The sequence below is a fragment of the Billgrantia antri genome (assembly GCF_019430905.1).
Taxonomy (GTDB): Bacteria; Pseudomonadota; Gammaproteobacteria; order Pseudomonadales; family Halomonadaceae; genus Halomonas; species Halomonas antri.
In genome coordinates, this window is record NZ_JAHYCA010000006.1 from 137,945 (window position 1) to 164,166 (window position 26,222).

General features: G+C 67.7%; 25 protein-coding genes. 17 read left to right on the forward strand and 8 right to left on the reverse strand.

Annotated elements, in window-relative coordinates; genetic code table 11:
• The first annotated feature begins 6 nt into the window (after nucleotides 1-6).
• From KPL81_RS15995 to cdd, 14 genes are all read left to right on the forward strand, one after another.
• Nucleotides 7-468 carry an adenylyltransferase/cytidyltransferase family protein gene (locus KPL81_RS15995; RefSeq protein ID WP_209475391.1) on the forward strand — a complete coding sequence of 154 codons (462 nt, stop codon included), beginning with the start codon at nucleotides 7-9 and terminating at the stop codon, nucleotides 466-468.
• Nucleotides 469-505: 37 nt separating this feature from the next.
• Nucleotides 506-1,723 (forward strand): CDP-glycerol glycerophosphotransferase family protein, encoded by a 1,218-nt coding sequence (locus tag KPL81_RS16000; RefSeq protein ID WP_219793036.1) that lies wholly within the window; start codon nucleotides 506-508, stop codon nucleotides 1,721-1,723.
• A gap of 45 nt (nucleotides 1,724-1,768) precedes the next feature.
• Nucleotides 1,769-2,482, forward strand: coding sequence for a class I SAM-dependent methyltransferase (locus tag KPL81_RS16005; RefSeq protein ID WP_209475395.1), 714 nt, complete (start codon nucleotides 1,769-1,771; stop codon nucleotides 2,480-2,482).
• Nucleotides 2,479-3,651, forward strand: coding sequence for a glycosyltransferase family 4 protein (locus KPL81_RS16010; protein ID WP_219793037.1), 1,173 nt, complete (start codon nucleotides 2,479-2,481; stop codon nucleotides 3,649-3,651). Before KPL81_RS16005 ends, KPL81_RS16010 begins: the two co-directional genes overlap by 4 nt.
• 14 nt (nucleotides 3,652-3,665) lie before the next feature.
• On the forward strand, nucleotides 3,666-4,865 hold the full coding sequence (locus tag KPL81_RS16015; RefSeq protein WP_219793038.1) for a carboxylate--amine ligase: 1,200 nt from the start codon (nucleotides 3,666-3,668) through the stop codon (nucleotides 4,863-4,865).
• 1 nt (nucleotide 4,866) lies between these two features.
• A complete protein-coding gene (locus tag KPL81_RS16020) occupies nucleotides 4,867-5,544 on the forward strand; it encodes a sugar transferase (RefSeq protein WP_219793039.1) in 678 nt (225 codons plus the stop codon).
• A complete protein-coding gene (locus KPL81_RS16025) occupies nucleotides 5,541-6,797 on the forward strand; it encodes a DegT/DnrJ/EryC1/StrS family aminotransferase (protein WP_219793040.1) in 1,257 nt (418 codons plus the stop codon). The genes KPL81_RS16020 and KPL81_RS16025 overlap by 4 nt, the downstream gene beginning before the upstream one ends.
• Nucleotides 6,703-7,707, forward strand: coding sequence for a hypothetical protein (locus tag KPL81_RS16030; RefSeq protein ID WP_219793041.1), 1,005 nt, complete (start codon nucleotides 6,703-6,705; stop codon nucleotides 7,705-7,707). Before KPL81_RS16025 ends, KPL81_RS16030 begins: the two co-directional genes overlap by 95 nt.
• A gap of 229 nt (nucleotides 7,708-7,936) precedes the next feature.
• Nucleotides 7,937-9,208, forward strand: coding sequence for a NupC/NupG family nucleoside CNT transporter (locus KPL81_RS16035; protein WP_209475421.1), 1,272 nt, complete (start codon nucleotides 7,937-7,939; stop codon nucleotides 9,206-9,208).
• 40 nt (nucleotides 9,209-9,248) lie between these two features.
• Nucleotides 9,249-10,022, forward strand: coding sequence for a deoxyribose-phosphate aldolase (gene deoC, locus KPL81_RS16040; RefSeq protein ID WP_219793042.1), 774 nt, complete (start codon nucleotides 9,249-9,251; stop codon nucleotides 10,020-10,022).
• Nucleotides 10,022-11,383, forward strand: a complete 1,362-nt coding sequence (gene deoA, locus KPL81_RS16045) for a thymidine phosphorylase (RefSeq protein ID WP_219793043.1) — start codon at nucleotides 10,022-10,024, stop codon at nucleotides 11,381-11,383. The genes deoC and deoA overlap by 1 nt, the downstream gene beginning before the upstream one ends.
• Entirely contained in the window at nucleotides 11,380-12,630 is a 1,251-nt protein-coding gene (locus KPL81_RS16050; protein WP_219793044.1) for a phosphopentomutase, read from the forward strand. The genes deoA and KPL81_RS16050 overlap by 4 nt, the downstream gene beginning before the upstream one ends.
• Before the next feature lie 10 nt (nucleotides 12,631-12,640).
• A complete protein-coding gene (gene deoD / locus KPL81_RS16055; protein WP_219793045.1) occupies nucleotides 12,641-13,369 on the forward strand; it encodes a purine-nucleoside phosphorylase in 729 nt (242 codons plus the stop codon).
• Nucleotides 13,366-13,773 carry a cytidine deaminase gene (gene cdd / locus KPL81_RS16060; RefSeq protein ID WP_219793046.1) on the forward strand — a complete coding sequence of 136 codons (408 nt, stop codon included), beginning with the start codon at nucleotides 13,366-13,368 and terminating at the stop codon, nucleotides 13,771-13,773. The genes deoD and cdd overlap by 4 nt, the downstream gene beginning before the upstream one ends.
• Nucleotides 13,774-13,776: 3 nt before the next feature.
• Here the strand turns inward: cdd and KPL81_RS16065 are convergent, their stop codons facing one another.
• From KPL81_RS16065 to ubiU, 6 genes are all read right to left on the reverse strand, one after another.
• Nucleotides 13,777-14,022: a hypothetical protein gene (locus KPL81_RS16065; RefSeq protein ID WP_219793047.1), complete on the reverse strand. Its 246-nt coding sequence runs from the start codon at nucleotides 14,020-14,022 to the stop codon at nucleotides 13,777-13,779.
• 119 nt (nucleotides 14,023-14,141) lie between these two features.
• Nucleotides 14,142-14,891: an anaerobic ribonucleoside-triphosphate reductase activating protein gene (locus KPL81_RS16070; RefSeq protein ID WP_219793048.1), complete on the reverse strand. Its 750-nt coding sequence runs from the start codon at nucleotides 14,889-14,891 to the stop codon at nucleotides 14,142-14,144.
• A 57-nt stretch (nucleotides 14,892-14,948) separates the two neighbouring features.
• Nucleotides 14,949-15,113, reverse strand: a complete 165-nt coding sequence (nrdD, locus tag KPL81_RS16075; protein ID WP_209475436.1) for an anaerobic ribonucleoside-triphosphate reductase — start codon at nucleotides 15,111-15,113, stop codon at nucleotides 14,949-14,951.
• Nucleotides 15,114-15,176: 63 nt separating this feature from the next.
• Nucleotides 15,177-16,907 (reverse strand): ribonucleoside triphosphate reductase, encoded by a 1,731-nt coding sequence (locus tag KPL81_RS16080; protein WP_219793049.1) that lies wholly within the window; start codon nucleotides 16,905-16,907, stop codon nucleotides 15,177-15,179.
• A 190-nt stretch (nucleotides 16,908-17,097) separates the two neighbouring features.
• Complete coding sequence (locus tag KPL81_RS16085; RefSeq protein ID WP_219793050.1) at nucleotides 17,098-18,012, reverse strand: U32 family peptidase; 915 nt, start codon at nucleotides 18,010-18,012, stop codon at nucleotides 17,098-17,100.
• 8 nt (nucleotides 18,013-18,020) lie between these two features.
• Nucleotides 18,021-19,016, reverse strand: a complete 996-nt coding sequence (gene ubiU, locus KPL81_RS16090; RefSeq protein WP_209475441.1) for a ubiquinone anaerobic biosynthesis protein UbiU — start codon at nucleotides 19,014-19,016, stop codon at nucleotides 18,021-18,023.
• Between the two features lie 153 nt (nucleotides 19,017-19,169).
• On the opposite strand from ubiU, the gene KPL81_RS16095 reads away from it, so the two are divergent.
• The 3 genes from KPL81_RS16095 to KPL81_RS16105 are packed head-to-tail and all read left to right on the forward strand — an operon-like array spanning nucleotide 19,170 to nucleotide 24,294.
• A complete protein-coding gene (locus KPL81_RS16095; RefSeq protein WP_219793051.1) occupies nucleotides 19,170-19,787 on the forward strand; it encodes a TetR/AcrR family transcriptional regulator in 618 nt (205 codons plus the stop codon).
• Nucleotides 19,784-21,151 (forward strand): efflux RND transporter periplasmic adaptor subunit, encoded by a 1,368-nt coding sequence (locus KPL81_RS16100; protein ID WP_219793052.1) that lies wholly within the window; start codon nucleotides 19,784-19,786, stop codon nucleotides 21,149-21,151. The genes KPL81_RS16095 and KPL81_RS16100 overlap by 4 nt, the downstream gene beginning before the upstream one ends.
• Nucleotides 21,148-24,294, forward strand: coding sequence for an efflux RND transporter permease subunit (locus tag KPL81_RS16105; RefSeq protein ID WP_219793053.1), 3,147 nt, complete (start codon nucleotides 21,148-21,150; stop codon nucleotides 24,292-24,294). The genes KPL81_RS16100 and KPL81_RS16105 overlap by 4 nt, the downstream gene beginning before the upstream one ends.
• Here KPL81_RS16105 and KPL81_RS16110 read toward each other — a convergent pair.
• The gene (locus KPL81_RS16110) at nucleotides 24,236-24,799 is read right to left on the reverse strand and encodes a YIP1 family protein (protein WP_219793054.1); all 564 of its coding nucleotides are present in this window, start codon (nucleotides 24,797-24,799) and stop codon (nucleotides 24,236-24,238) included. The two genes, KPL81_RS16105 and KPL81_RS16110, sit on opposite strands and share 59 nt — an antisense overlap.
• A gap of 204 nt (nucleotides 24,800-25,003) precedes the next feature.
• Entirely contained in the window at nucleotides 25,004-26,221 is a 1,218-nt protein-coding gene (locus tag KPL81_RS16115; RefSeq protein ID WP_209475450.1) for a cytochrome D1 domain-containing protein, read from the reverse strand.
• Between the last annotated feature and the right edge of the window lies 1 nt (nucleotide 26,222).

Consider the following 26,222-nt stretch of genomic DNA (forward strand, 5'->3'; position numbering starts at 1 on the left):
AAGACGATGGGCGGGACGGTCATTACCTACGGCACCTTCGACATGTTCCATATCGGCCACCTGAACCTGCTGCGCCGTCTGGCCGGCATGGGGAGCCGGCTGATCGTCGCGGTCTCCACCGACGAGTTCAACGCCGGCAAGGGCAAGCGCACCCTGATCCCCTTCGAGCAGCGCGCCGAGATCGTGCGCTCCATTCGTTACGTGGACGAGGTCATTCCCGAAACCAACTGGGACCAGAAGATCGACGACGTCCAGCGCTACGGGGTATCGACCTTCGCCATCGGCGAGGACTGGCGCGGACACTTCGACTTTCTCGCCCGCTTCTGCGAGGTGGTCTACCTGCCGCGCACGGAGGGCGTCTCGACCACCGACCTGAAGCGTTCGCTCAATCGCTTCTGCAGCGTATCCCGTGAGGATCTGCTGCACGCCTTCGACGTGCTCGAGGCACTGCGCAAGGACTTCGGCTGACCTCTCTTCACATCGGCCTGCGGGCCGGGAGTCTCCCATGCTCAATTACCTGACGCGCCTGGCGTGGCAGCTCGCCTGGCTGCCGCTGTGCGCCCTGGGTGCCTGCTTCCCGCGCAACGACCGGCTCTGGGTGTTCGGTGCCTGGCATGGCCAGCAGTATGCCGACAATGCCCGCGCTCTCTATCGTCACGTCCATGCCCACGAGCCCGACCTGCGCGCCGTCTGGCTGACCCACAGCCGCGACGTACTGCGCCGGGTGCAGGAGGAGGGTGGGGAAGCCGCCATGGCCTACTCGCTGCGGGGGATCCTGGTCTCGCTGCGGGCACGGCTGTTTCTGGTCACGCACTCCGCCGAGGACGTCAACGCCCATGCCTCCCTCGGCGGCACCCTGATCAACCTCACCCACGGCACGCCGCTCAAGCGCTTCGGGCGTGATGCCCATGCCCGTTCGCAGCGCATCGGTGGCGCGACTCGGCTGTTCGACCGCTACCTGCGCCGGCTGCTGCCCGGCAAGCGCGGTCCGGATCAGGTGCTGGTGGCGTCGAGCGTGGGACGCGAGCGCATGATGTCGGCCTACGGGTTGCCGTGCGAGCGGGTGGTGGCGCTGGGCTACCCGCGCTGGGATGCCTTCCGCACGGACGCCGAGGGGCTGCTGCGCGGCGCCGGCATCGAGACCCGCAACTTCGCTGGCGTGCTGCTCTATGCCCCCACGCTGCGCATGCAGGGCAAGGGCGGGCTCGACGTGGCCCAGGGCAAGCGGCTCGAGGCCCTGCTGCCCTGGCTGGAGCGCGAGCGCCTGCTGCTGCTGGTGCGCGGTCATGCCTCGCTGAAGATGAGCGGCATCGCGGCGCTCGAGCGCCGCTCGGCCCACGTGCGCGAGGTGCCGGTCTCGCGCTTTGCCGACGTTAACGCGCTGCTGCCGGCCGTCGACCTGCTGCTGACCGACTACTCCAGCCTGATGTTCGACTACGCCTGCCTGCGCCGGCCGATCGTACTGATGGCGCCGGACCTGGCGAGCTACCTGAACGAGGACGTCGGTGTCTACGGCGACTACTTCGCCGATGCGCCGGGTCCGGTGATCGAAGGCTGGCAGCAACTGCCTGCGGCCTGGCGGGCGGTCCAGGCGGGCGAGCACGATGCCGCCCTGGCGCGCTTCGTCGCGCGCCACGCGGCGCTCCACGACGGGCGAGTCTGCGAGCGCATCACGACACACCTGCGCGCCTGTAGCCAACAACCGATGCCACGCCACGCCTGAGCACGGACGCCCTTCCTCAACCTGACGAACAACGACGGGGCCACCATGAACCAGATCCAGATATCTCCGGAACGCCTGTCGCGGGACTACTACCGTTTCCAGCGCTACAACTCCAAGCAGCGCATGTTGGCCTACTGGCATCAGCTCAAGCTGATCGAGGAGTGTCGCCCCGCCACGCTGCTGGAGGTCGGTGTCGGCTCCGGCATCGTTACCGCGTACCTGCGCCACCAAGGGGTGAGCGTGACGACGCTGGACATCAACCCCGCCCTGCGCCCCGACCATGTCGGCTCCATCCTGCGTCCCCCGCCGGCACTGGCGGAGCGCCGCTTCGACGTGGTGCTGTGCTCGCGGGTGTTGCATCACCTGCCGTTCGATGAGTTCCCCCAGGCGCTGTCGATGCTCTCCCGGCTGACCGAGAGGCACTGCCTGCTGACCCTGCCGGTGAACGACTTCCGCCTCTACTGCCTGCTGCGCCTTACCTCCACCTCGCCGTTCACGCTCTCGCTGCCGTTGCCGCTGGCCCTCAAGCGGGCCTGGCAGCGGAGGCGAGGGCGCACCTCAGGTAGCGGGCTGTGGCAGATCGATGCCTCGCCGGCGACCTCGCGCCGGCGGGTCAGCGCGGAGATCGGGCGTTACTTCGACTGCCTGCGGCACTACCCGGTCCCCGAGGACCGCTCGCACATGGTCTACCTGCTCCGTCCAAGGCCTGCCACTGTCGCGGCGGAGCGCCCCGTCGGGGAGGACGTCAGGTGCGCATGACCGAAATGGCCGGCGGCGCAGCGCAGGCGCTGCCGATCGTCAGCCGACGCGTGCTGGTGATCGGCGGCACGGCCCGCTCGCTGAGCAATTTCCGCGGGCCGCTGCTGAAGCTGCTCGGCGAGCGTGGCCACCGCATCGTCGCCGCGGCACACCCGGATGCCTCCGCCGAGGGAGTGCGGCGCGAGTTGGCGGCGCTGTCGATTCCCTTCGAGCCGCTTGCCATCGGGCGGGGTGGCCTCGACCCGCTGGAGGACTGGCGCACCGCACGGGCGATTCGCGCCCTGATAGCTCGCCATGCGCCCGAGGTGGTCATCGCCTACACCGCCAAGCCGGTGATCTACGCCGGGTTGGCGCTGCATGACCATCCGGGGGTGCGCTTCCATCCGATGATCACCGGGCTCGGTTACGCCTTTTCCGAGGCGCGCGGTGTGAAGCGCATTCTGCTGCATGCCCTGCTGACCCGGCTCTATCGACGTTCGCTGGCCAATGCCCACACCACCATCTTCCAGAACCCCGACGACCAGGCGCTGTTTCGTGCATGCGGCCTGCTCGCGCCGGGGGCGCGCTCGGCGGTCGTCGACGGCTCGGGGGTCGATGCCGCTCTCTTTCCCCCCCGGCCGCTGCCCCAGGAGCCGGTGTTCCTGATGTTGGCGCGGCTGATGGTGGAGAAGGGCGTGCGTGTCTACGTCGAAGCCGCCCGCCTCGTCCACGAGCGCTACCCCCAGGCGCGATTCCAGCTCGCCGGTGCGCTGGACCCCAATCCGTCCAGCGTGCGGCCCGCCGAACTCGCCGCCTGGCAGGCGGCCGGCGACATCGAGTACCTGGGCAAGCTGGAATCGGTTCAGGCGGCGCTGGCCGCCTGCCGCTGCTACGTCCTGCCCTCCTGGTATCGCGAGGGCATCCCGCGCTCGGTGCTCGAAGCGATGGCCACCGGGCGGCCCATCATCACCACCGATTCGCCCGGCTGCCGCGAGACGGTCGAGCCGGGCATCAACGGGTGGCGGGTCGAGCCGCGCAGCGCTCGCGCCCTGGCCGACGCGATGCTGGCCCTGATCGAGGCCGACGAAACGACCGTGACGGCCATGGCGCGCGCCAGCCTGGCACAGGTCGAGCGGCGCTATGACGTGCGCCGGGTCAACCGCCAGCTGCTCGAAATCACTCAGCTCTAGATGAGGAGGTTCGCATGGGCAACGAGACCAGGGTAATGCTGACTCATGGCTGGTGTCGCAGCAGCTATTCGGCACTGCGTGGCCTGGCGCGCCGGGACGTGCCGGTGGTCGTCGCCGATACGGCGAGAGTGGGCATGTGCCAGGCATCGCGCCTGGTGCGGGGACGCGGACGCTATCGCTCGCCCTATGCCGATCCCGAGGGCTTCGTCGAGGATATCGCTGCCCTGTGCGAACGTCATCGCATCGGCCTGCTGTTGCCCGGGCACGAGGAGGGCGAGCTGCTGGCGCAGGCTCGCGAGGCGGGCCGGTTGCCGGCCGGCGTGTCGCTGCCGCTGGCCAACTACGACAACCTGGTACGGGTCAACGACAAGGATCGAATCAGCCGGCTGGCACGTGACCTGGATGTGCCGGTGGCGCCGATCGTCGACTACCGGTCGCCGGCCGAAGCCGGTGCACGGACCGACGACGCACGCGAATACGTGGCGCGGGCGCGGCGCGGCAACAGCTCCAAGGGGGTGCGCTTTGCCCGTGGCGGCGCGGCCCTAACCGCCGTGCTGGAGAGCATGATCGACGACTTCGCTCTGGATCCAGCGCGGCTTCCCATCGTTCAAGAGTGCGTCGGCGGCGACGGCTGGGGCGTCTCCTGCCTCTACTGGTACGGCGAGCGCATCGCCACGTTCACCCATCGCCGTCTGCAGGAGAAGATCGCCACGGGCGGTACCAGTACCCTGCGCGTCAGCGCCGTGCACCCTGCCCTGGAGGCCGATGCCCATCGCCTGCTCGATGCGCTGGGCTGGCATGGCCTGGCCATGCTGGAGTTCAAGTTCGACCCTGCCAGCGGGCGTCACGCCTTCATCGAGATCAATCCGCGCCTGTGGGGGTCCATCGACCTGGCGTTGAGCGCCGGGGTCAACTTTCCCTGGCTGCTCTACCTGGCCGAGACTCGCAGTCCGGCCGTGGCCCGCGCCCACTTCCGGCCGGCGCGACGGGGCGTGGTGTCGCGCTGGCTGCTGGGCGACCTGTTGCGCCGGCTGGACCTGCTGCGTCGCGGGCGGCTGCTCGATGGCCTGGGGGGAAACGGGGTCCGCGCGCACGCCTACGACGACTTCAAGCTCGACGACCCCTTGGTGCTGTGCGGCGAGGCGCTCTACTACCTCGCCAAGGGGATCACCATGCATAGCCTCAATCCCGTCGAAGCGGGCATGGTGCGCTGAGATGCATCCGTACCAGCAGCGCCTCGAGGCGCCACTCCCGCACGAACTTGGCCTGACGCCGGCACAGCGTTTCCTCAAGCGTACCTTCGACCTCATGCTGGCGGTGGCGCTGTTGCTGCTGCTGCTGCCGCTGATACTCGTGGCCGCCTGGGCCGCGGCACGGGATACCCGGGCCTCGGGCTTCTTCCTGCAGCAGCGGGTCGGCCGTGACGGGCGGCCGTTCCGCGTGATCAAGCTGCGTACCATGCGCCCCCTGGCGGGGACCAGCGTGACCACGCTCGACGATCCGCGCATCACGCGGTTCGGCCGTCTTCTGCGACGCAGCAAGCTCGATGAGCTACCCCAGCTGTTCAACGTACTGGCCGGACACATGAGCTTCGTCGGTCCGCGACCCGACGTGCCGGGCTTTGCCGATCGCCTCGACGAGCAGGATCGGGTGATCCTGGCCGTGCGTCCGGGCATCACGGGCCCCGCCACCCTCAAGTACCGCGACGAGGAGCGCCTGCTGGCCGGCGTGGCGGACCCCGAGCGCTACAACCGCGAAGTGATCTTTCCCGACAAGGTGCGGCTCAACCGGGACTACGTCCTGCACTGGTCCTTCGGCCGTGACCTGGGCTACCTCTGGCACACGCTCTTTCCCTCAGGCAATGCAGCACGATCCGAGGAGCAACCGGAATGATTCAACCCAAGGCATGGCCCTTCCATGAGGAGGACGAACGCGAGGCGGTGGAGCGTGTCCTGCGCTCGGGCCGCGTCAATTACTGGAACGGTGGGGAGGGGCAAGGCTTCGAGGAGGAGTTCGCCGCCTTCCATGGCGTGCCGCATGCCATCGCCCTGGCCAACGGCACCGTGGCGCTTGAGCTGGCGCTGCATGCGCTGGACGTTGGGCCTGGCGACGAAGTGGTGGTGACGCCACGCAGCTTCATGGCCTCGGTCTCCTGCGTGGTGGCCCGCGGTGCACGGCCGGTGTTCGCCGATGTCGATCCCGACTCCGGCAATCTCTGCGTCGAGAGCGTGGCAGCGGTACTCACCCCGCGGACTCGAGCCATCGTGGCGGTGCATCTGGCCGGTTGGCCCTGTGACCTGGATGGCCTGCGACGGCTGGCCGATACCTGCAACCTGTGGTTGATCGAGGACTGCGCCCAGGCTCACGGGGCCACCTGGCGCGGTCGCCGCGTCGGCAGCGTCGGCGACGCGGCCGCGTTCTCCTTCTGTACCGACAAGATCATGTCGACGGGTGGCGAGGGAGGCATGCTGCTGCTCAATGACGAAGCGGTCTGGAGGCGCGCCTGGAGCTACAAGGACCACGGCAAGTCGTGGACCTCGGTGCAGGGCGTGCACCCGCCGGGATTCCGTTGGCTTCACGACGACTTCGGCACCAACTGGCGCATGACCGAGATGCAGGCGGCGATCGGTCGCTGCCAGCTGCGCAAGCTGCCGCGATGGCTCGAACGGCGCCGCGAGAACGCGGCCTACCTGAGCCAGCGGCTCGGTGGTTTGCCGGGTCTGCGCGTGCCGCAGCCGCCGCCCGAGGCCGGCCACGCCTGGTACAAGTTCTACGCCTTCGTCGAGTCCGATCGGCTATGTGCCGGCTGGGATCGCGATGCCGTGGTGGCGGCCATCCAGGCCGCTGACGTGACCTGTCTGCACGGAGGCTGCAGCGAGATCTACCGCGAGCGTGCCTTCGACGGCACCGGCTTGCGTCCGCCGTCGCGGCTGCCGGTAGCGCAGCGTCTCGGCGAGACCAGCCTGATGCTGCTGGTCGATCCCGCCCAGACACCGGAGCAGCTGACTGCGGTCGCCTCGGCTGTCGAACATACCCTGGAGGAGGCAAGCCATGTCGACCATGGTCGCCACGACGCTCCAGCGCTGCCGGCGGCTGTACCGGCGGATCTGGCGGCGGGTCGGTCCCAGGCAGTATCCCGTCCCTGATCTGAGCCGGGAGTCGGTCGGCCCCCTGGAGGCCTTCTATGCCTATCGCGGCCTGCCTTGCCTCATCCAGTGTCGGCTGGCCGATTGCCGTTGGTTCGGACCCACCGGTATCGCCTACGGCCGCGACTCGCTGCATCCTTATGTGCAGAGCCTGCGCCAATACCTGGACGGTGAGTGCCGAAGCTATCGCGGAAGTTGTCTGGAGACCTACTGGCAGCACTGGCAGCCGTCGACGCTGGCTGCCTCGCTGGGTGTGTCGTCGGACACCGCTCACCCCTGGCTGAGGAGGGTGCCGCCCCTGAGCGACTTCATGCCATGGAGTGACGTACGCCAGCTCCAGCTGTTGCGGACTCTGGCCGAATTGTCGCCGCAGGGCGAAGGCGCCGAGTCGTCGCTGGTGTCCGAGACTGCGGTGCGTCAGGTAGGGCCCAAGCCGGACTGGTTCGGTGAGCGGCGCCTGAACCAGCTGGTCGCGCTGCATCGGGCCATACTGCAGGAAGGGTACCGCTACCAAGCCTCCCAGCGGCTGGAGTATTTCCACCAGCACATCGTGCTCGATACGCTCGCGCGCGGTGACGAAGTGCGCTTCCTGGTGGCCAATGGCCAGCACCGCGCCTCGGTGCTCTCGGTGCTTGGTTACGCTAGCGTGCCGGCCCTGGTGCACGTATCGCATCGCCGAGGACCATCCTTGGTGCGTCGCGAGGACTGCCTCAGCTGGCCATCGGTGCGGCAAGGGATCTTCACCGAGAACCAGGCCCTGGAGATCTTCGACCGAGTCTTCGAGGGGCGTCCGCCGCCAGGCTTTCCGCGCCTGGCGCGCGCCGGCGAAGCGACGCTGGCGCCGGGCGAGCTTGAGATCGCGCCCTGTGCGCAGGTGATGCCGGAAGGCTCGCCGACCGAACGTCACTGAGCGATCCCTCCTTGCAACGAGGCCGCCACGCGCTGCGTGGCGGCCTCGTTGCGTCTGGCTCCGTGGATGTTGGAAGTGTCACACTGAATGTTATAGATTTAACATTTGCATGATCTAGCGCGTCTTTGCGTCTTAGCGTTAGCGCCATACGCTTCCTACTATAACCAAGTGCATCCAACCGGGTGCGGCCCATGCACGGCCCACCCAGCACGAACGGAAGGACCCTCCCATGACTGCCATCATGAGCCTGGTCGGCATGGCGACGCTGATCGTCATCGCCCTCGTCTTTTCCTCCAACCGCCGTGACATTCGTTTGCGAACCGTGGGCGGTGCCTTCGCCATCCAGGCCGGCATCGGCGCCTTCGTGCTCTACGTACCGTTCGGTCAGGCGGTGTTGCAGACCATCTCCGCCGGGGTCAGCCAGGTGGTGCTCTATGCCAACGACGGTATCGACTTCCTTTTCGGCGGGCTGGCCGATGTCGACAACATCGGCTTCGTCTTCGCCATCAAGGTGCTGCCGGTGATCATCTTCTTCTCGTCGCTGATCGCCGTGCTCTACTACATCGGCATCATGCAGTGGGTGATCCGCATTCTTGGCGGAGCGCTGCAGAAGGCGCTGGGCACCTCGCGCACCGAATCGCTCTCGGCCACGGCCAACATCTTCGTCGGCCAGACCGAGGCTCCGTTGGTGGTGCGCCCCTTCATCGCCCGCATGACCCCCTCCCAGCTGTTTGCGGTGATGTGCGGCGGGCTGGCCTCGGTGGCCGGCTCGGTACTGGCCGGCTACGCGGCGCTGGGCATCCCCATGGAGTATCTCGTCGCGGCCTCGTTCATGGCCGCCCCCGGCGGGCTGCTGTTCGCCAAGCTGATCATGCCCGAGACCGAAAAGCCGGTGGACGACGTCGAAGAGGCCAACGAGGTCATCGAGGAAGAGGACAAGCCGGTCAACATTCTCGATGCCGCGGCGACCGGGGCCACTTCGGGGCTGCGGCTGGCAGCCAATGTCGGCGCCATGCTGCTCGCCTTCATCGGCCTGATTGCGCTGATCAACGGCATGCTCGGCGGCGTGGGCGGCTGGATCGGCGTCGAGCAGCTGAGCCTGGAGCTGATCCTCGGCTGGCTGTTCGCGCCGCTTGCCTTCGTGCTCGGCGTGCCCTGGGAGGAGGCGACCCTGGCCGGCTCCTTCATCGGCCAGAAGCTGGTGGTCAATGAGTTCGTCGCCTTCATCAACCTGTCGCCCTACGTCGAGGGCACCTCGATGGTGACCAATACCGGCCAGGCCATGAGCGGTCATACCGTGGCGATCCTCTCCTTCGCCCTGTGCGGCTTCGCCAACCTTTCATCGATCGCCATCCTGCTCGGCGGGCTGGGCAGCATCGCGCCGAGCCGGCGCCACGACATTGCCCGTTTCGGCATCAAGGCGGTGCTGGCCGGCACGCTCTCCAACCTGATGTCGGCGGCCATCGCCGGTTTCTTCCTCTCCTTGGGGGGCGTGATCTGATGGCTGCCACGACCTCACTCCGTACGCTATAGGTAATGACATGACCGAACTGCAGCAGGCCGCACGCCAGGCCTTGGCGCTGATGGATCTCACCAGCCTCAACGACGACGACAGCGAGGCCGTCATTCGCGACTTGTGCGCCCGCGCCAATACCCCGGCGGGTCACCCGGCGGCGGTGTGCATCTATCCCGCCTTCGTGAGGACTGCCCGTGAGGCATTGGCCGAGCAGGGCCTGGCCGGCAAGGTGAAGGTGGCCACGGTGACCAACTTTCCCCACGGCGAGGCCGATATCGAGCGTGCCACGGCCGAGACCCGGGCGGCCATCGCCGCGGGAGCCGACGAGGTCGACGTGGTGTTTCCCTACCGCGCGCTGATGGCCGGCGATGCCGAGGTCGGCCGCGAGCTGGTCGCCGCCTGCAAGCGCGAGTGCGGCGACGCCGTGCTCAAGGTGATCCTCGAAACCGGCGAGCTCAAGGAGGCCGGGCTGATCGAGCGCGCCGGCATGCTGGCCATCGACGGCGGTGCCGACTTCCTCAAGACCTCCACCGGCAAGGTGGCAGTCAATGCCACGCTGGACGCGGCCAAGATCCTGCTCACTGCGATCAAGGCGAGCGGGAGCGACGTAGGCTTCAAGGCCGCCGGCGGAGTGCGCACCGCCGAGGATGCCGCCGCCTACCTGCGCCTCGCCGAGCAGGTGATGGGCGCGGATTGGATCACGCCGGCACACTTCCGCTTCGGTGCCTCGGGGCTGCTCGGCAGCCTGCTCGAGACCTTGGGTGTCGGGCAAGACAAAGACTCGCCGGAGGGCTACTGATGGCTTTCCGTGCTCTTCCCCAGGAGCTGATCCGTGCCAAGCGCGACGGCCAGGCGCTCTCGGTCGAGGCAATTCGTGAGCTGGTGGGCGGCATTGCCGACGGCGGCCTGTCCGACGCCCAGGTCGGCGCGCTGGCCATGGCGATCTACCTCAACGGAATGAACGCCGCCGAGACGGTGGCACTGACCGAGGCCGTGCGCGACTCCGGCGAGGTGCTGGCGTGGCGCGGCCTGGGCTCGGAACTGGGCCTGCCGGGGCCGGTGCTCGACAAGCACTCCACCGGTGGGGTGGGCGATCTCGTCTCGCTGGTGCTGGGCCCATGGATCGCCGCCTGCGGTGGCTTCGTGCCGATGGTTTCCGGCCGCGGCCTGGGGCATACCGGCGGCACCTTGGACAAGCTCGAGGCGATTCCCGGCTACGACATCGCTCCCCCGCGGGAGCGCTTTCGCACTCTGGTGCGCGAGGCGGGCGTGGCCATCGTCGGCCAGACCGCCGAGCTGGCGCCGGCCGACCGCCGGCTCTACGCCATCCGTGACGTCACCGCCACGGTGGAGTCGCTGCCGCTGATCGTCAGTTCGATACTGGGCAAGAAGCTCGCTTGCGGCCTCGATGCCCTGGTGATGGACGTCAAGGCCGGCAGCGGTGCCTTCATGCCCACCCAGGAGAAATCGCGAGAGCTGGCGGAGACCATCGCCGAGGTGGCGAGCCTTGCCGGTACGCCGACCACCGCGCTGCTCACCGACATGAGCCAGCCGCTGGCGCCTTGCGCCGGCAACGCCGTCGAAGTGCGCGAGGCGATTGCGCTTCTCACCGGTGAAAAAACCGGCGGCCGACTGCTCGACGTCACCCGCGAACTCGCCGCCGAGTTGTTGCTGGCCGGCAGGCTGGCCGACGATCGCGATGCCGCCCTGGCCCTGCTCGATGATCGGCTCGCCTCAGGTGCCGCCGCCGAGCGTTTCGCGCGCATGGTAGCGGGGCTGGGCGGTCCCACCGACCTGCTCGAACACCACGAACGCTACCTGCCCCGGGCGCCAATCGTGCGCCCCGTGCATGCCGAGCGCAGCGGTCGCGTGACGCGCATCGACACCCGTGCGGTGGGCCTCGCCGTGGTCACGTTGGGCGGCGGGCGGCGTGCGCCTGACGATGCCATCGATCATGCCGTTGGCCTGACCGGTATCGCCGCCCTCGGCCAGATGGTCGATGACGAGCGCCCGCTGGCCTGGGTCCACGCCAGAAGCGAGACGGAGGCCGAGCGTGCCGCCAGCCAACTGCATGCGGCCATCGAAGTGAACGACGTCGGTGGTGCCGACGTCAGACTGCCTACACTCATTCAAGACGTGATGCGTCGGGAGGCGCCATGACTCGCGCCATCGTACTGGTACTCGACTCCTTCGGCATCGGCGGAGCGCCGGATGCGGTGGACTTCGGCGATGCCGGAGCCGATACCCTGGGCCATATTGCCGCCGCCTGCGCCCGCGGGCAGTGCGACAGCGATATGCGCAGGGGCCCGCTGGCACTGCCCCACCTGGCACGGCTGGGACTGTTCCACGCCCATCGTGAAAGCACCGGCGCCTGGGCCGAGGGCGTCGAGGTGCCAGCCGAGGTGATCGGTGCCTACGGCCATGCCCGCGAGATCTCCTCGGGCAAAGATACCCCCTCGGGCCATTGGGAGATCGCCGGCGTGCCGGTGCGCTTCGACTGGGGCTACTTCTTCGATCTCGAAGACAGCTTCCCGCCGGAGCTGCTCCAGGCGCTCGAACGCGAGGCCGACCTGCCCGGCGTGCTGGGCAACTGCCACGCCTCGGGCACCGAGATCATCGCTAGGCTCGGCGAGGAGCACATGGCCAGCGGCAAGCCCATCGTCTACACCTCGGGCGACTCGGTGTTCCAGATTGCCGCCCACGAGGAGTCGTTCGGCCTCGAGCGGCTCTACGCCCTGTGCGAGACCGCCCGGCGCTTGCTCGAGCCCTACAACATCGGCCGGGTGATCGCGCGGCCCTTCGTCGGTGCGAGTGCGGCAGACTTCACCCGCACCGCCAACCGCCGCGACTACAGCGTCGAGCCGCCCGCGCCCACGGTGCTGCAGAAGCTCGAGAGCGACGGCGGCGAGGTTATCGCCATCGGCAAGATCGCCGACATCTACGCCAACTGCGGCGTGACACGCACGCTCAAGGCCAGCGGCCACGATGCGCTGATGGACGCCACCCTGTCCGCCCTGGAGGAGGCCGGCGAGCGTTCGCTGGTGATGACCAACTTCGTCGACTTCGACACCCTCTACGGCCATCGCCGCGACGTGGCGGGCTATGCCGCCGCGCTGGAGGCCTTCGATGCACGGCTGCCCGAGCTGCTGGCCAGGCTGCGCGACGACGATCTGCTGGTGATCACCGCCGACCACGGCTGCGACCCCACCTGGCACGGCAGCGACCACACTCGCGAACGGGTGCCGGTGCTGGTGCTGGGCGCGGGGCTCGCCCCCGGCTCGCTGGGCGCGCGGGAGACCTTCGCCGACATCGGCCAGAGCCTGGCGGAGCACCTGGGCCTGGCGCCCATGGCCGACGGCACGAGTTTTATTGCCTCTCCACCTCAACCCGACCCTCTCGCTGCATAGGAGCCTCGACATGGCGACTCCCCATATCCAGGGCGAACGTGGCATCTTCGCCGACACCGTGCTGATGCCCGGCGACCCGCTGCGCGCCAAGTACATCGCCGAAGCATTCCTCGAGGACGCCCGCGAGGTGAACAGCGTGCGCAACATGCTCGGCTATACCGGGCGCTACCGCGGCCGCGACATCTCGGTGATGGGCCACGGCATGGGCATCCCCTCGGTCTCCATCTATGCCAAGGAGTTGATCACAGACTATGGCGTGAAGCGCCTGATCCGGGTCGGCTCCTGCGGAGCGGTGCGCGACGACGTGGCGGTGCGCGACGTGGTGATCGGCCTCGGTGCGAGCACCGACTCGGCGGTCAATCGCACTCGCTTCATGGGCCACGACTTCGCCGCCATCGCCGATTTCGAACTGACACGCCACGCGGTGGATGCCGCCGCGGCCCAGGGCGTGCCGGTCAAGGTGGGCAACCTGTTCTCGGCCGACCTGTTCTACAACCCCCAAGGCGAGCTGTTCGAACTGATGAAGCGCTACGGCATCATCGGCGTGGAGATGGAGGCGGCGGGGCTCTACGGCGTGGCGGCGGAGTTCGGCGGCCGGGCGATGACCATCTGCACGGTTTCCGATCACATCCTCAAGGGCGAATCGTTGCCCAGTGAGGCCCGCGAGCGCAGCTTCAACGAGATGGTCGAGGTAGCGCTGGACACGGTGCTACGCGACGACGCGACGGGGGTAGCATGAGCGAAACCGTCGATCCGGCTATCGTCGGCGCGCTGGTTGCGGCGCGCGGCAACGCCTACGCGCCCTACTCCCGGCATCCGGTGGGCGCCATGGTCGAGAGCGAAAGCGGCGTGCGCTACTTCGGCGCCAACGTCGAGGTGGCTCACTATAAGGGCCTGTGTGCCGAAGCCTCCGCTATCGCCGCCATGATCAGCGCCGGAGAGCGGCGCCTGCGGAATGTCTACGTCATCGGTCCCGGCGCGCACCTGTGCTCGCCCTGCGGCGACTGCCGCCAGCGTATCCGCGAATTTGCCGATGCCAAGACACTCATCCACGTAGTCGATGCCAAGGGGAAGCTGCTCAAGCGCTACACCATTGCTGAGCTATTGCCCGATGCCTTTGGCCCGGAGAATCTCGGCTACTGAGATTCACGATGCGCTGTTGTCAGGTGGCGATGACCCTCCCTCCGTGAGGTAGTGCCTCGATGCCTGGGCACAGATCCAGAAGATGACCGCAAGAATGATGAAGAACAGACTGCCCGAGACAAAGTCCCAGCTGAGGGGGTACTGATCGATGACGAACAGATAGAACAGCCCCGCTCCCAGGGCAAAGAGCACGACGATGGCCGCTGCCCAGAACAGAAAATACAGGGCGATACCCAATTTGTTCAGCATATCCACCTCCAAACTGCTCAAGTGTTCCTCTTCAGGGTAGTCCATGTTTCCAACGGGTTTTTCTTTACCTTCGGGGTCAGGAAGCTAACGATACCCTGTGGCGCTTCACTCGGCTTGGCTCACTCACGCAGTTCGATACGCTCGAAGTGCGGTGCCAGTCGCTTCACCAGCCCGGCAAGCATGGCCCGCGGCGGCGCGTTTTCCACCGGCTGGCAGTAGGCCGGGTCGAGGCATTGCCGGGTGCGGGCCACCTGGATGGCGTAGCGGCGAACGCCGCAGTCGGCCAGGGTCAATGCCAGGCGTTCCACGTCGGTGAGGTCGAAGTCGCGCCAGTGCACGGTAGTGCGACATTCGAAGGCGATATCACCGTCGAGCAGCGCCGTCAGGCTCTGGCTGTTGCGCTGCCAGATGCCGGGGCGCCCGCAGATACGATCGAAATCGCGACCACGTCCCTTCACGTCGAGTCCCACCCAGTCGAGATTCGGCAACAAGCGCGAGAGCCGCGCCGGATAGGGGCCGGCGGTGTGCAGGCCCACCTTGAAGCCCATCGCCTTCGCTTCACTGACGGCGGCTGGCAAGGCGTTGTGCAGCGTCGGCTCGCCGCCGCTGAAGACCACCGCCTCGAGCAGCCCCCGACGCTCCTCCAGGAACGCCCGCACCGCCTGCCACTCGCTCTCGTCGCCGCGGCGCGGCGGCATCATGTGGCCGTTGTGGCAGTAGCCGCAGCGCAGCGGACAGCCCTGCAGAAACACCACGCAGGCCAGGTGATCCGGATAGTCCAGGGTGGTTATCTGGGTCATGCCGGCGATGGGCAGGCGGATCCCGTCGAGAGGAGCGAGAACGGGCGGGTCGAGGTCGGTGGCGATCATGGGGCTTCCTCGGCTTGGGGCGTGAATGCCGGGCTCAGGGCCCGGCAGGCCAGGCGATCAGGGCGTCAGGGCGACGTCCCGCTCGGTGAAGTGACGGCGCTCGCGATGCTCGGCGCGCTTGCCGACGTTGAACTGGCTGACCGGGCGGTGGTAGCCCATTACGCGGGTCCAGACCTCGCAGCGCTGGCGTTGCTCGGTGGGCAGGGTGTCGATGTGGGTCATTTCTTGGCTCCTTCCGATGGTTGATGAGCCGTGGTTGAACGCACGGCAGGTCGATGAAAGCGCTCAGGCCGGGCTGGCCGCGGCGCGTCTTGCCAGCAATGTTTCGTCGCACCTGGGACAGAACTCGTGCTCGCCGGCCAGGTAGCCGTGTACCGGGCAGATCGAGAAAGTCGGTGTCACGGTGATGTAGGGCAGACGGAAGCGCGACAGCGCAGTGTGAACCAGCTTGCGGCAGGCGGTGGCGCTGGAGAGCCGCTCGCGCATGTAAAGGTGCAGTACGGTGCCACCGGTGTAGCGGGTCTGCAGCGGGTCCTGGTGGATCAGCGCCTCGAAGGGGTCGTCGGTATGGCCCACCGGCAGCTGGCTGGAGTTGGTGTAGTAGGGAGCCTCCGGGGTTCCGGCCTGGAGGATTCCCGGAAAGCGCTCGGCGTCGACGCGGGCGAAGCGGTAGGTGGTGCCCTCCGCCGGGGTCGCCTCCAGGTTGTAGAGGTGGCCGGTCTCGGCCTGGAATGCCTGCATCCTGGCGCGCACGTGGTCGAGCACTTCGAGGGCGAGCTGGCGCCCCTCGGGGGCGGTAATGTCATAGCGGTCGTCGGAGAAGTTGCGCACCATCTCGTTGAGCCCGTTCACGCCCAGGGTGGAGAAATGGTTGCGTAGGGTGCCCAGGTAACGCTGGGTATAGGGGTAGAGCCCTGCGTCCATCCACTGCTGGATGCGCTCGCGCTTGAGCTCCAGGCTGTCGCGGCCCAGCGCCAGCAGGCGGTCGAGTTCGTGCAGCAGGCCTGCCCGGTCGCCGGCGAAGCGGTAGCCCAGCCGCGCGCAGTTGAGCGTCACCACCCCCAGAGAGCCGGTCTGCTCGGCGCTGCCGAACAGGCCATTGCCGCGCTTGAGCAGCTCGGAAAGATCGAGCTGCAGGCGGCAGCACATGGAGCGCACCATGTGCGGCTCCAGGTCGGAGTTTAGGAAGTTCTGGAAATAGGGCAGGCCGTACTTGGCAGTCAGCGCGAACAGCCGCTCGGCGTTATCGCTCTCCCAGTCGAAATCCGGGGTGATGTTGTAGGTAGGAATGGGGAAGGTGAACACTCGTCCCTGGCGGTCGCCCGCCTCCATTACCTCCAGGTAGGCGCGGTTGAGCAGGTCCATCTCCGCCTGCAGCTCGCCGTAGGTGAAAGGCTGCTCCTCGCCGCCGACGATCGGCACCTGGTCGCGCAGGTCTGCCGGGCACACCCAGTCGAAGGTGAGGTTGGTGAAAGGGGTCTGGCTGCCCCAGCGTGACGGCACGTTGAGGTTGTAGATGAACTCCTGGATCGCCTGCTTGACGGCCGGGTAACCGAGGCCGTCCCTGCGCACGTAGGGCGCGAGATAGGTATCGAAGGAGCTGAAGGCCTGGGCGCCGGCCCACTCGTTCTGCAGCGTGCCGAGGAAGTTGACCATCTGCCCCAGGGCGCTGGAGAGGTGGCGGGGCGGGTCGCTCTCGGCGCGACCGGGCACGCCGTTGAAACCTTCGATCAGCAGTTGGCGCAGCGACCATCCGGCACAGTAGCCGCACAGCATGTCGAGATCGTGGATATGCAGGTCGCCCTCGCGGTGGGCGGTGCCGACCTCCACCGGGTAGACCTCGTCGAGCCAGTAGTTGGCGATCAGCTTGCCCGAGACGTTGAGGATCAGCCCGCCCAGGGAGTAGCCCTGGTTGGCGTTGGCGTGCACGCGCCAGTCGGCGCGGTCGAGGTATTCGTTGACGGTCGAAGCGACGTCGATGCGGCGCGAGCCGGCCTGGCTTGTCGGGGCGTTCACCGTTATCTCCCTATATGTGCTGCCGTTTGCAGTTTCTAAACACAACATATGGTGTGTGAAGGCTAGTGCCTTCGACAGCGGGAGGAAATGATCCAGGTCAGAAAAGGGCCAGTTGGGACGCTGGCGAACGACGAGCCCCGCCGATTGGCGGGGCTCGAAGACGGCCGCAAAGGCACTCATGGCATGCGGCTCAGCCGGCGGGCAGGCGGGTGTTGTCCATGCCCGGGCGGCCGTGCCAGTAGCCGTCGCACACCTCGGCCTCGACCAGGCTGAGCGGGTCGGCGGCGGGCAGCTCACCGCGGCGGGCGGCGTCGAAGGCGGCGACCACCTCGGCCATGCCCTCGGCACGGGGGCTCAGGCGCGCCACGGCCACGCCCATCGCGGTCATGTCTTTGATCTCGTAGCGTAGGTCCTGGCAGGCGCCGGAGAGGGTCTGGATGCCGTTGAGGGTGAACACCTCCTTCGACTCCTGTGAGCGCAGCGCCAGGCCCTCGGGGTACTTCTGACAGACGAACTGACAGCGGTCCTTGGGCTTCTGGTGGCGCCGCGCAGTGAAGCAGCGCGACGACCAGGCCAGCGGCAGGTGGCCGTAGGCGAACACTTCGCAGGGCGCGTTGAGCCCTTCGGCCTTGCTGTCGGCGAGCAGCCGGGCGAGATCGTCGCGCGACATCTCCACCGGTGCCTGCCAGCGCTGCATGCCGGCGCGGGCCAGCACGCCGATCGAAGCCGGATTGTAGAGATTGAGCGCCGCACCGGCGATGAAGGGCAAACCGGCGGTGGCGAGTCGCTGCACGGCGCTCTGGTCGTTGGCCTCGACGCTGAATTCGCCGTTGTCGCACAGCTTGCGCAGGTCGCGCAGGTCGGCCTCGGACTCGATCAGGGTCTGGCTCGCCAGCACCACCTGCTTGCCGCTCTGGGCCAGCTCGCGGCCGATGCCGAGCCAGTCGTCGAGCTTCATGTCGCGACGGCGCGAGCAGACGGACTCGCCCAGCGTGACGATCTCCACCGGCCAGTCGGCGGCCTCGCGGTAGAAGTCGGCGTAGCGCTCGCGGGTCCAATAGAACAGCACCGGGCCCAGGGCGAGCTGCAGGGAATCGGATGACATGAAACCTCCTATTTCCAGCGGCGTTCGTAGGCGCCCAGCGTGGTGGTGGCGCCCTCGGAGACCTCACCGAGGCCGGCCATCCAGGCGGGGTCGGGGTGGAAGCGCTCGGGCGTCTTCGCCTGGCGATCCAGTGCCTGGCGCCAGATCCCGGCCACCTTCGACACGTAGGCCGGACTGCGCTGGCGGCCCTCGATCTTCACCGCGCTGATGCCCAGCTCGGCGAGTTCCGGCAGCAGCTCCAGGGTGTTGAGGCTGGTGGGCTCCTCGATGGCATGGTAGGTCTCGCCGCCCACCTCGAAGCGTCCCTTGCACAGGGTCGGGTAGCCGGCGCGCTCGCCCTCGCCGTAGCGGTCGATCAGCACGCCGTTGAGGCGCGACTCGAGTCCCTGGGGCGTCTCCTCCCAGCGCACGTGGGCCGCCGGCGAGCAGACACCGCGGGTATTGGGCGATTCGCCGGTGAGATAGGACGACAGGTAGCAGCGTCCCTCGGCCATGATGCACAGGCTGCCGAAGGCGAACACCTCGAGCTCCACCGGGCTCTGCCTGGCCAGGTCGCGCACCTGGGTGATGGAGAGTACCCGCGGCAGCACGGCGCGCTTGATGCCGAACTGGTCGTGGTAGAAGCGCAATGCCTCGTGGCTGGTGGCCGAACCCTGCACCGAGAGGTGGCGGGCGAGATCCGGATAGCGCCGCGCGGCGTAGTCGAGCAGGCCCATGTCGGCCATGATCAGGGCGTCGACGCCCAGCTCGGCGGCCTGGTCAACGGCGCGGGTCCACTGGTGCCAGCCGTCGGGCTGCGGATAGGTGTTGATGGCGCAGAACACCCGCTTGCCGCGGGCATGGGCGTAGTCGATGCCTTCGCGGGCGCGTTTGTCGGTGAAGTTGAGGCCGGCGAACTGCCGCGCGTTAGTGGCGTTCTGGAAGCCGAAGTAGACGGCATCGGCGCCTTCATCCACCGCCCGCTTCAGGGCCGGCAGGTTGCCGGCCGGGCAGACGAGCTCCATGTCGCTCTCCTCGCAGTCTGGGTAAACCCGACCATGCTAGTCGACTACGCGAGAGCGGCTTTTGATGAGGGTCATGGCGAAGCGGGATAGCACTGGCAGGGGACGGGACTTCGCCCTAAGATAGTAATCAATTACTATCTTAGGGCGAAGTCCATGACCACCAAACGCAGCCTCTCCGCCGAGGCCCGCCGGGAGCGCACGATCGAGACCGTCATCGAGTTGAGCGCACGAGACGACCCGGCCCATATCACCACGGGCGCCATCGCCAAGCACATGCGGGTCACCCAGGGCGCGCTGTTTCGTCACTTCCCGAGCAAGGATGCCATCTGGGAGTCGGTGATCGGTTGGGTGGGCGAGCGGGTGATGCAGCGTCTGGATGCCGCCGCTGCCCAGGCCGACGGTCCCCTCGCGGCGCTGGAGGCAATGTTTCATGCCCATATCGCCTTCATCGTCGAGCATCCCGGCGTGCCGCGCCTGTTGATGGGCCAACTGCAGCATGCGCGGCCGACTCCGGCACGCCGTTTGGTCCGCTCGCTGCTGTTCCGCTACCGCGAGCGTGTCGAGCAACTGCTGAGACAGGCCCAGGCGAGCGGTGAGCTGCGCCATGGGCTGGATATCGAGGCCGCTGCCACGCAGTTCATCGGCACCATCCAGGGGCTGGTCGTGCAGTCGCTCATGCTCGGCAGCGTGGATCACGTTGCTCAGCGGGCCCAGGGGGCTTTCGGTCTCTACTGTCATGGCATCCATGCCGGGTGTGAGGAGGCTCCATGAGTCGCTCACGGCAGTATCTGGGACGGACACTGGCGGTGCTCGGCGGTGTGGTAGTGGGCGCGGTGCTGCTGGCCTGGCTCATGGCCAACCGCCAGGCTCCCGAGCGCGAGGAAGAGGCGCCGTCGGCCCTCCCGGTGAGAGTCATCGAGGCCCGGCCCCTGGAATTTCGCCTCGAGGCGCGCGGCCACGGTGTCGCGCGTCCGGCCGAGACCTGGCAGGCCGTGGCCAGCGTGGCGGGGCACGTGGTGGAGCGTCATCCGGAGCTAACGAGTGGCACCATGCTGGGCGAGGGCACCCTGCTGGTGGCACTCGACCCCAGTCGCTACGAGCTGGCCATCGCCGAGGCCGAGGCGGAGTTGGCCAGCCTGGCCGCCGAACTGGCGCAGCTCGAAACCGAAGCCGACAACGCAAGACGGCTGCTGTCGCTCGAGCAGGAGGCGCTCACCCTGGCCGAACAGGAGCTGTCGCGCATCGAGCGCCTGGCGGCCAACGGTTCGGTCTCTACCTCGCGGCGCGACGAGCAGCGACGCAGTACGCTGAATCAGCGCCAGGCAGTCGCCTCGCTGGAGAACAGCCTGGCCCTGATGCCGACGCGGCGGGAGGTGCTCGAGGCGCAGCGTGAGCGAGTTGCCGCACGCCTGGCCCAGGCCCGGCGCGATCTCGAGGACACCCGTATCCTGGCCCCCTACGACTTGCGCCTCGATGAGGTGGCCGTAGAACGGTATCAGTACGTGACGGCGGGACAGCGGCTGCTCGAGGCCGACAGCCTGGCAGCAGCCGAGGTGGAGGCGCATATTCCCATTGCCATGATGCGACGTCTGCTGGCGGGCGCGGTGCCTCTCGAACCGCCCCCGAGCGCGCTGGAGCTGAGCGAGCGCTTGGCGCTGGCGGCGATCGAGGCCGAGGTGGTCCTGGTCGGTGCCGAGGGCGTGGGCTGGACGGGGCGGCTGGTGCGCATCGCCAGCGGCCTGGACCCCGCCACGCGCACCGTGCGCGCGGTGGTTCGTGTCGAGGATCCCTATCAGAATGTCATGCCCCCCGATCGCCCGCCGCTGCAGCGCGACATGTATACCCGGGTGCGTCTGGCCACACCGAGCCGAGAGCCGTTGCTGGCCGTGCCGGCCAGCGCCGTCCGCCAGGGGGAGCTGACCCTTGTGGATGACGACGACCGCCTGGTACGACGCCAGGTAACCGTTGCCTTCGAGCAGGCCGACCTGGCGGTGATCGCCGCCGGCCTGGCATCCGGCGAACGAGTGGTGGTCGACGATCTCACCACCGCGATCGAAGGTAGGCGGCTCTCCCCGCGGCGCGACGAGGACCTCGAAGCGCACATGGCCGCCCAGGCCCGTGGAGAGGCACCATGATCCGCTGGTTTGCCGGCCATCCCACGGCGGCCAATCTGCTGCTGATTCTGTTGCTGGCTGCAGGCCTCTTCTCGATCCCCTCGCTCAAGCGCGAAACCTTTCCCGACTATCGGCCGGTGGAGGTGAGCATCGAGGTGGTATATCGCGGGGCGAGTGCCGCCGACGTCGAGGATGCCGTGTGCCGCCGCCTGCACGAGGCGGTGAACGGCGTCCGGTTCCTCGATGAGTTCGTATGCGTGGCCCAGGACAACCTGGCCAGCGCCACTGCCACCATGCAGGCCGATGGCGATGCCCTGCGCTTCCTCAGCGAGATCGATACCGAGATCGATGCAATCACCGAACTGCCCGCACGAGCCGAGACGCCAGTGGTGCGTGAGCTGCATCGTAGCGACCCGGTCGCGGCGATTGCGGTCTCGGCCGACATGCCTCCCCGCCAGCTCGAGGAGTACGCCCTGCGCCTCGAGGAGCGCCTCATGGCGCTGGCCGGTGTCGCCGACGTGGCGATCCACGGCATGTCCCAGCGCCAGTGGCAGGTGGAGGTTCCCGCCGAGGTGCTCGGCCAGTACGGTCTCTCGGCACGCGAGCTGGCGCGACGCATCGCCGCCCAGAACCTGGACCTGCCGCTGGGCACCCTGGAGACGCCGGATCGCGACATCCTGCTGCGCTTCAGCGACCAGCGGCGCTCGTTGCGTGAACTGGAGCGCCTGGTGGTGCTATCCGATCCCGCCGGCGGCGAACTGACCCTGGGCGACATTGCCACCCTCACCGAGACCGGCGAGCGCGAGGAAGAGACGCTTCGCTTCAACGGCGAGCCGGCGCTGGTGCTGGAGGTGAACAAGAGCCTGCGTGACGATGCCCTGGCGGTGAAAGCGCGCCTCGAGGCACTGATTGCGGCGGAGCGGCGCCGCTTCGATGGGGGGATCTCGCTGACCCTGACCCAGGACATGACCGGCATCGTTCGCGACCGCCTGCGAATGCTGGTCGTCAACGGCATCATGGGCCTGGTGCTGGTGATGCTGACGATGAGCCTATTCTTTCGGCCCCGTCTGGCGCTGTGGGCGGTGCTGGGGCTGCCGGCGGCATTCATGGGCGCCTTCGTGGTGATGGCGCTCACCGGCCTGTCGATCAACATGATTACCCTAGTGTCGCTGCTGATGGCCATCGGTATCGTCATGGACGACGCCATCGTCATCACCGACAACATCGTCGCCCACGCCGAGGAGAGTGCCACCCCGCTGGAGGCCGTGGTGGCCGGCACCCGCCAGGTGCTTCCGGGGGTGCTGTCGTCGTTCCTGACCACTGCCTCGGTCTTCGTCCCGCTCTCCTTCCTGGCCGGTGAGCTGGGCGCCGTGCTGGAAGTGTTGCCGGTCGTGCTGATCGCTGCCCTGGCGGCGAGTCTCGTCGAGGCATTCTGGATCCTGCCCCATCATCTCAAGGGCAGCCTGGCGCCTCATCAGGCGGGGCATGACTCGCGCTTCCGTAGCGCATTCGAGAGGTACTTCGTCCGTTTTCGCGAAGGGGTGGGGCGGCTGGCCGATGGGGCGATCCGCTGGCGCCATGCGGTGCTGGGCACCATGCTGGCCGTGCTGCTGGGTTCGGCCGGCTTCATGGCCGGTGGTCACATCGGCAGCGAGGCCATGCCCGCCATCGACGGCGACGTGCTGGAGGCGCGTATCCTGATGCCCCAAGGGACGCCGTTGGCCCGCACCGAGGCCGTGGCCGAGCGGGTCGAGGCGGCCATGCGCGAACTCGATGCGCGCTATTCGCCCGATCAGCCGGAGGGCGCTCCACTGGTCGAGGCGATCCAGGTACGCTTCAATCACAACCCCAGTGCCAGAGAGACGGGGCCTCACGTGGCGACGGTCAGTGTCGACCTGCTGACCGCCGAGCGGCGCAGCGTTACCCTCGATACGCTGACCGAGGCATGGCGCGAGGCGATCGGCCAGGTCGAAGGCCTGCAACGCCTGATCATCCAGGAGCCCGGCTTCGGTCCCGCCGGGGTGCCCGTGGAGGTGCGTCTGGCTGGTGAAGACCTGCATGCCATCAAGGCCGCGGCGGCGGAGCTGACCGCACACCTCGGGAGCTACTCGGCGGTCTACAACGTGATCGACGACCTGCGTCTGGGCAAGCCTCAGCGCGCCTATTCCCTGGCCGCAGGGGCCCACGGCCTGGGACTCACCGCCGAGGAGGTGGCCGGCCAACTGCGTGCGGCCCTGCTCGGCGAAATCGCCGATACCCAGCGTATCGGCGAGCAGGAGGTCGAGGTCCTGGTGCGCCAGGCCGAGAGCGACCGCGACGGGCGCGATGACCTGGCGGACCAGACGCTCTCGCTGCCCGACGGCAGCCGGGTGCCGCTCTCCGTCGTCGCCGATGTGGAGGAGCGCCGCGAGTGGGCGCGCATTACCCGCATCGACGGACGGCGCACCGTCACCGTGGAGGCCAACGTCGACGCCCGTCAGGCCAGCGGCCAGGCCATCGTCGATGACCTGCAGAGCAGCGGTTGGCTGCAGGCCTTCCAGACGCGGCACCCCGAGGTGGAGGTATTCTTCGAGGGGCAGGTCGCCAGCGCCGCCGAGACTGGCGGTTCGATCCGTCGCGCCCTGCTGATCGGCCTGTTGGGCATCTTCGTGGTGCTGTCGTTCCAGTTCCGCAGCTACGTCGAACCGCTGATCGTCATGCTGTCGATCCCGCTGGCGTTCATCGGGGCGCTGTGGGGTCACGTGCTGATGGGGTACTACCTCTCCCTGCCGTCGCTGATTGGCGCGGCATCGCTGGCCGGCATCGTGGTCAACAACGCCATCCTGCTGATCCAGTTCATCAAGGCGCATCGCGAGCAGGGCATGGCGGCGTCGGCGGCGGCGGGGCAGGCCAGCCGCGACCGGCTGCGGGCCATTCTGATCTCCTCCTTCACCACCATTGCCGGCCTGCTGCCGCTGCTGGCCGAGACCAGCACCCAGGCGGCTGCCATCAAGCCGCTGGTGATTTCGGTCGTGTTCGGGCTGCTCAGCGCCACCGTGCTGGTGCTGGTGGCGATCCCGGCGCTCTACGTGTTGTTCGACGACTGGGGGTGGCTGCGCGGGCGACCTACAACGCCCACACCAGGGCCAGGAGAATTCCCCAAGCCATCAGGCCGAAGGCAATGACCGTGTAGGTGGCGGACATGACCATGACGTCGTCCTCCTCGCGTTCGGCCAGCGCCTGCAGGCCGTGGTAGACCAGCCCGCACGACAGCATCAGCGCCAGCAGTACGCCGCAGACGATGAATGCCATGTCGGGGACGAACAGTGTCAGTGCAGAGAACCACAGCGGCAGCGGCACCATGGCGGCGAGGAAGTAGGCATCGCGGTGGCTAAGTCGTAGGCGGTGGGCGTGCGCCACGCCGTGGATCAGCCAGCCCATCACCAGGAAGGTGAGCAGCTCGGCGGTGAGCAGCGCCGGAGCGATGATGGCCCAGGGGCGCTCGGCCAGGCCCTCCAGCAGGGCGTCGCCATGCCGGTGGATGGCGTAGTGAAGCATCACCGGCGGCAGCAGCGACAGCGGTAGCACCACGCGCAGGATCAGCGCGTTGAGGGAGGGGCGTTCGCGGCGCAGTTGCTGCCAGCCGCCTTCATGGGTGAAGGGCAGTTGCAGCAGATGGTTGATATCCATCAAGAAAGCTCTCGCGTCAGGGAAAAGTTGTTGTTTTTATTGATTTAGTCGCGAGGCGTGAGCCTGTCAAGCTATGAACGCAGGACAAATTGCCGAGCGAGATGAAGCGCAAGGCGCATGGAGCACAGGAACCGGAGCATATGGGGTATATGTGAGGATTCCGCGCACCGCGCAACGCAGCGATTCGCTAGCGCAGGCATTTGTCTACAGCCCGATCTGGTGGGCCCGATGGGTGAAGAAGATGCCGCTAGGTGATTCGGCCGGCAGCCTGGCCAGTTCCTCGAAGGTGCGCGTGTCGTAGACCACGACCTGATCGCTGTCGCGGGCCGAGATCCAGATGTGCTCGCCGCGTGGGGTGAACTCCTTGTGCAGGATCGATTCGCCCGGCTCGAGGGTCTGGATCACCTCCAGCGTCTGGGTGTCGATCACCTGTACCTGGCCGTTGTCGGGGTGGGCGAAGGTGACCCACACCTGGCGCTCGTCGGGGCGGCTCATGACGAAGATCGGCTGTCCCTGCACCGGGATTCGTCCGACCAGCGACCAGTCGTCGCTGTCGGCCACCAGCACTTCGTGGCGTCCCACGGCGGGGAAAAAGGCCAGGTCGCCGGCCATCGCCCAGCCCTCCAGATGCGGCATCTTGTACACCGGCAGGCGTTCCTCGCCGCGGCCATAGTCGGGCAGGATGCGTTGCACGCCGTTCTCGGGGTGCCACAGGTCGAGCAGGGCCATGCCGTCCTCGCCGAATAGCCCGGCGATATAGTAGCGCCCGTTGCCGGTGATCAGGGCGTCGTAAGGCTCCCGGCCCACGTCGCGATGCTTGTCGAGTACCGGCTCGTCGCCGCTCATGTCCAGGGTCCAGATCTCGCCGGCCTCGAACAGGCTGAAGACGAAGCGATTGCCGGGGGCATCGACCACTCCCACCACCTTGGCCTGGGCGATAGTGCCGTCGGCTTTCTCGTAGTCGGCCGGCACGTCGACCACCAGCTCCAGCGTTTCGGTATCGAACACCTTCACCCCGCCCGGCTCGTAGTTGCCCACCGCCACGAAGCGACCGTCCTGCGAGATGGCGCCACCGATGCTGTTGCCCGACTGGATGACGCGCCCGGCGATCTCGCCGGTGAGCAGATCGAGCTTGGTCAGCCCGCCGTCACGGCCGAAGACGAAGGCGTAGCGCGCATCGCGAGAGAATTTCACCGAGGCGTGGGAGAGATCGCCGAAGCCTTCGACATGGCGCAGCACCTCGCGGCGGGTGGTGTCGACCAGCGCCACGCTGCCGCTGGCACGCTCGACCACCACGCCCAGATCGCCGGTGCCGCGCAGCTCGGCGGCCGGGGCGGATGTCTCGGCACTGACCGGGGCGGCGACGAGCAGGGCCAGGCCCGCGGTGGCGAGCAGGCGCTTCAACGGGAAAGAAAGGGACATG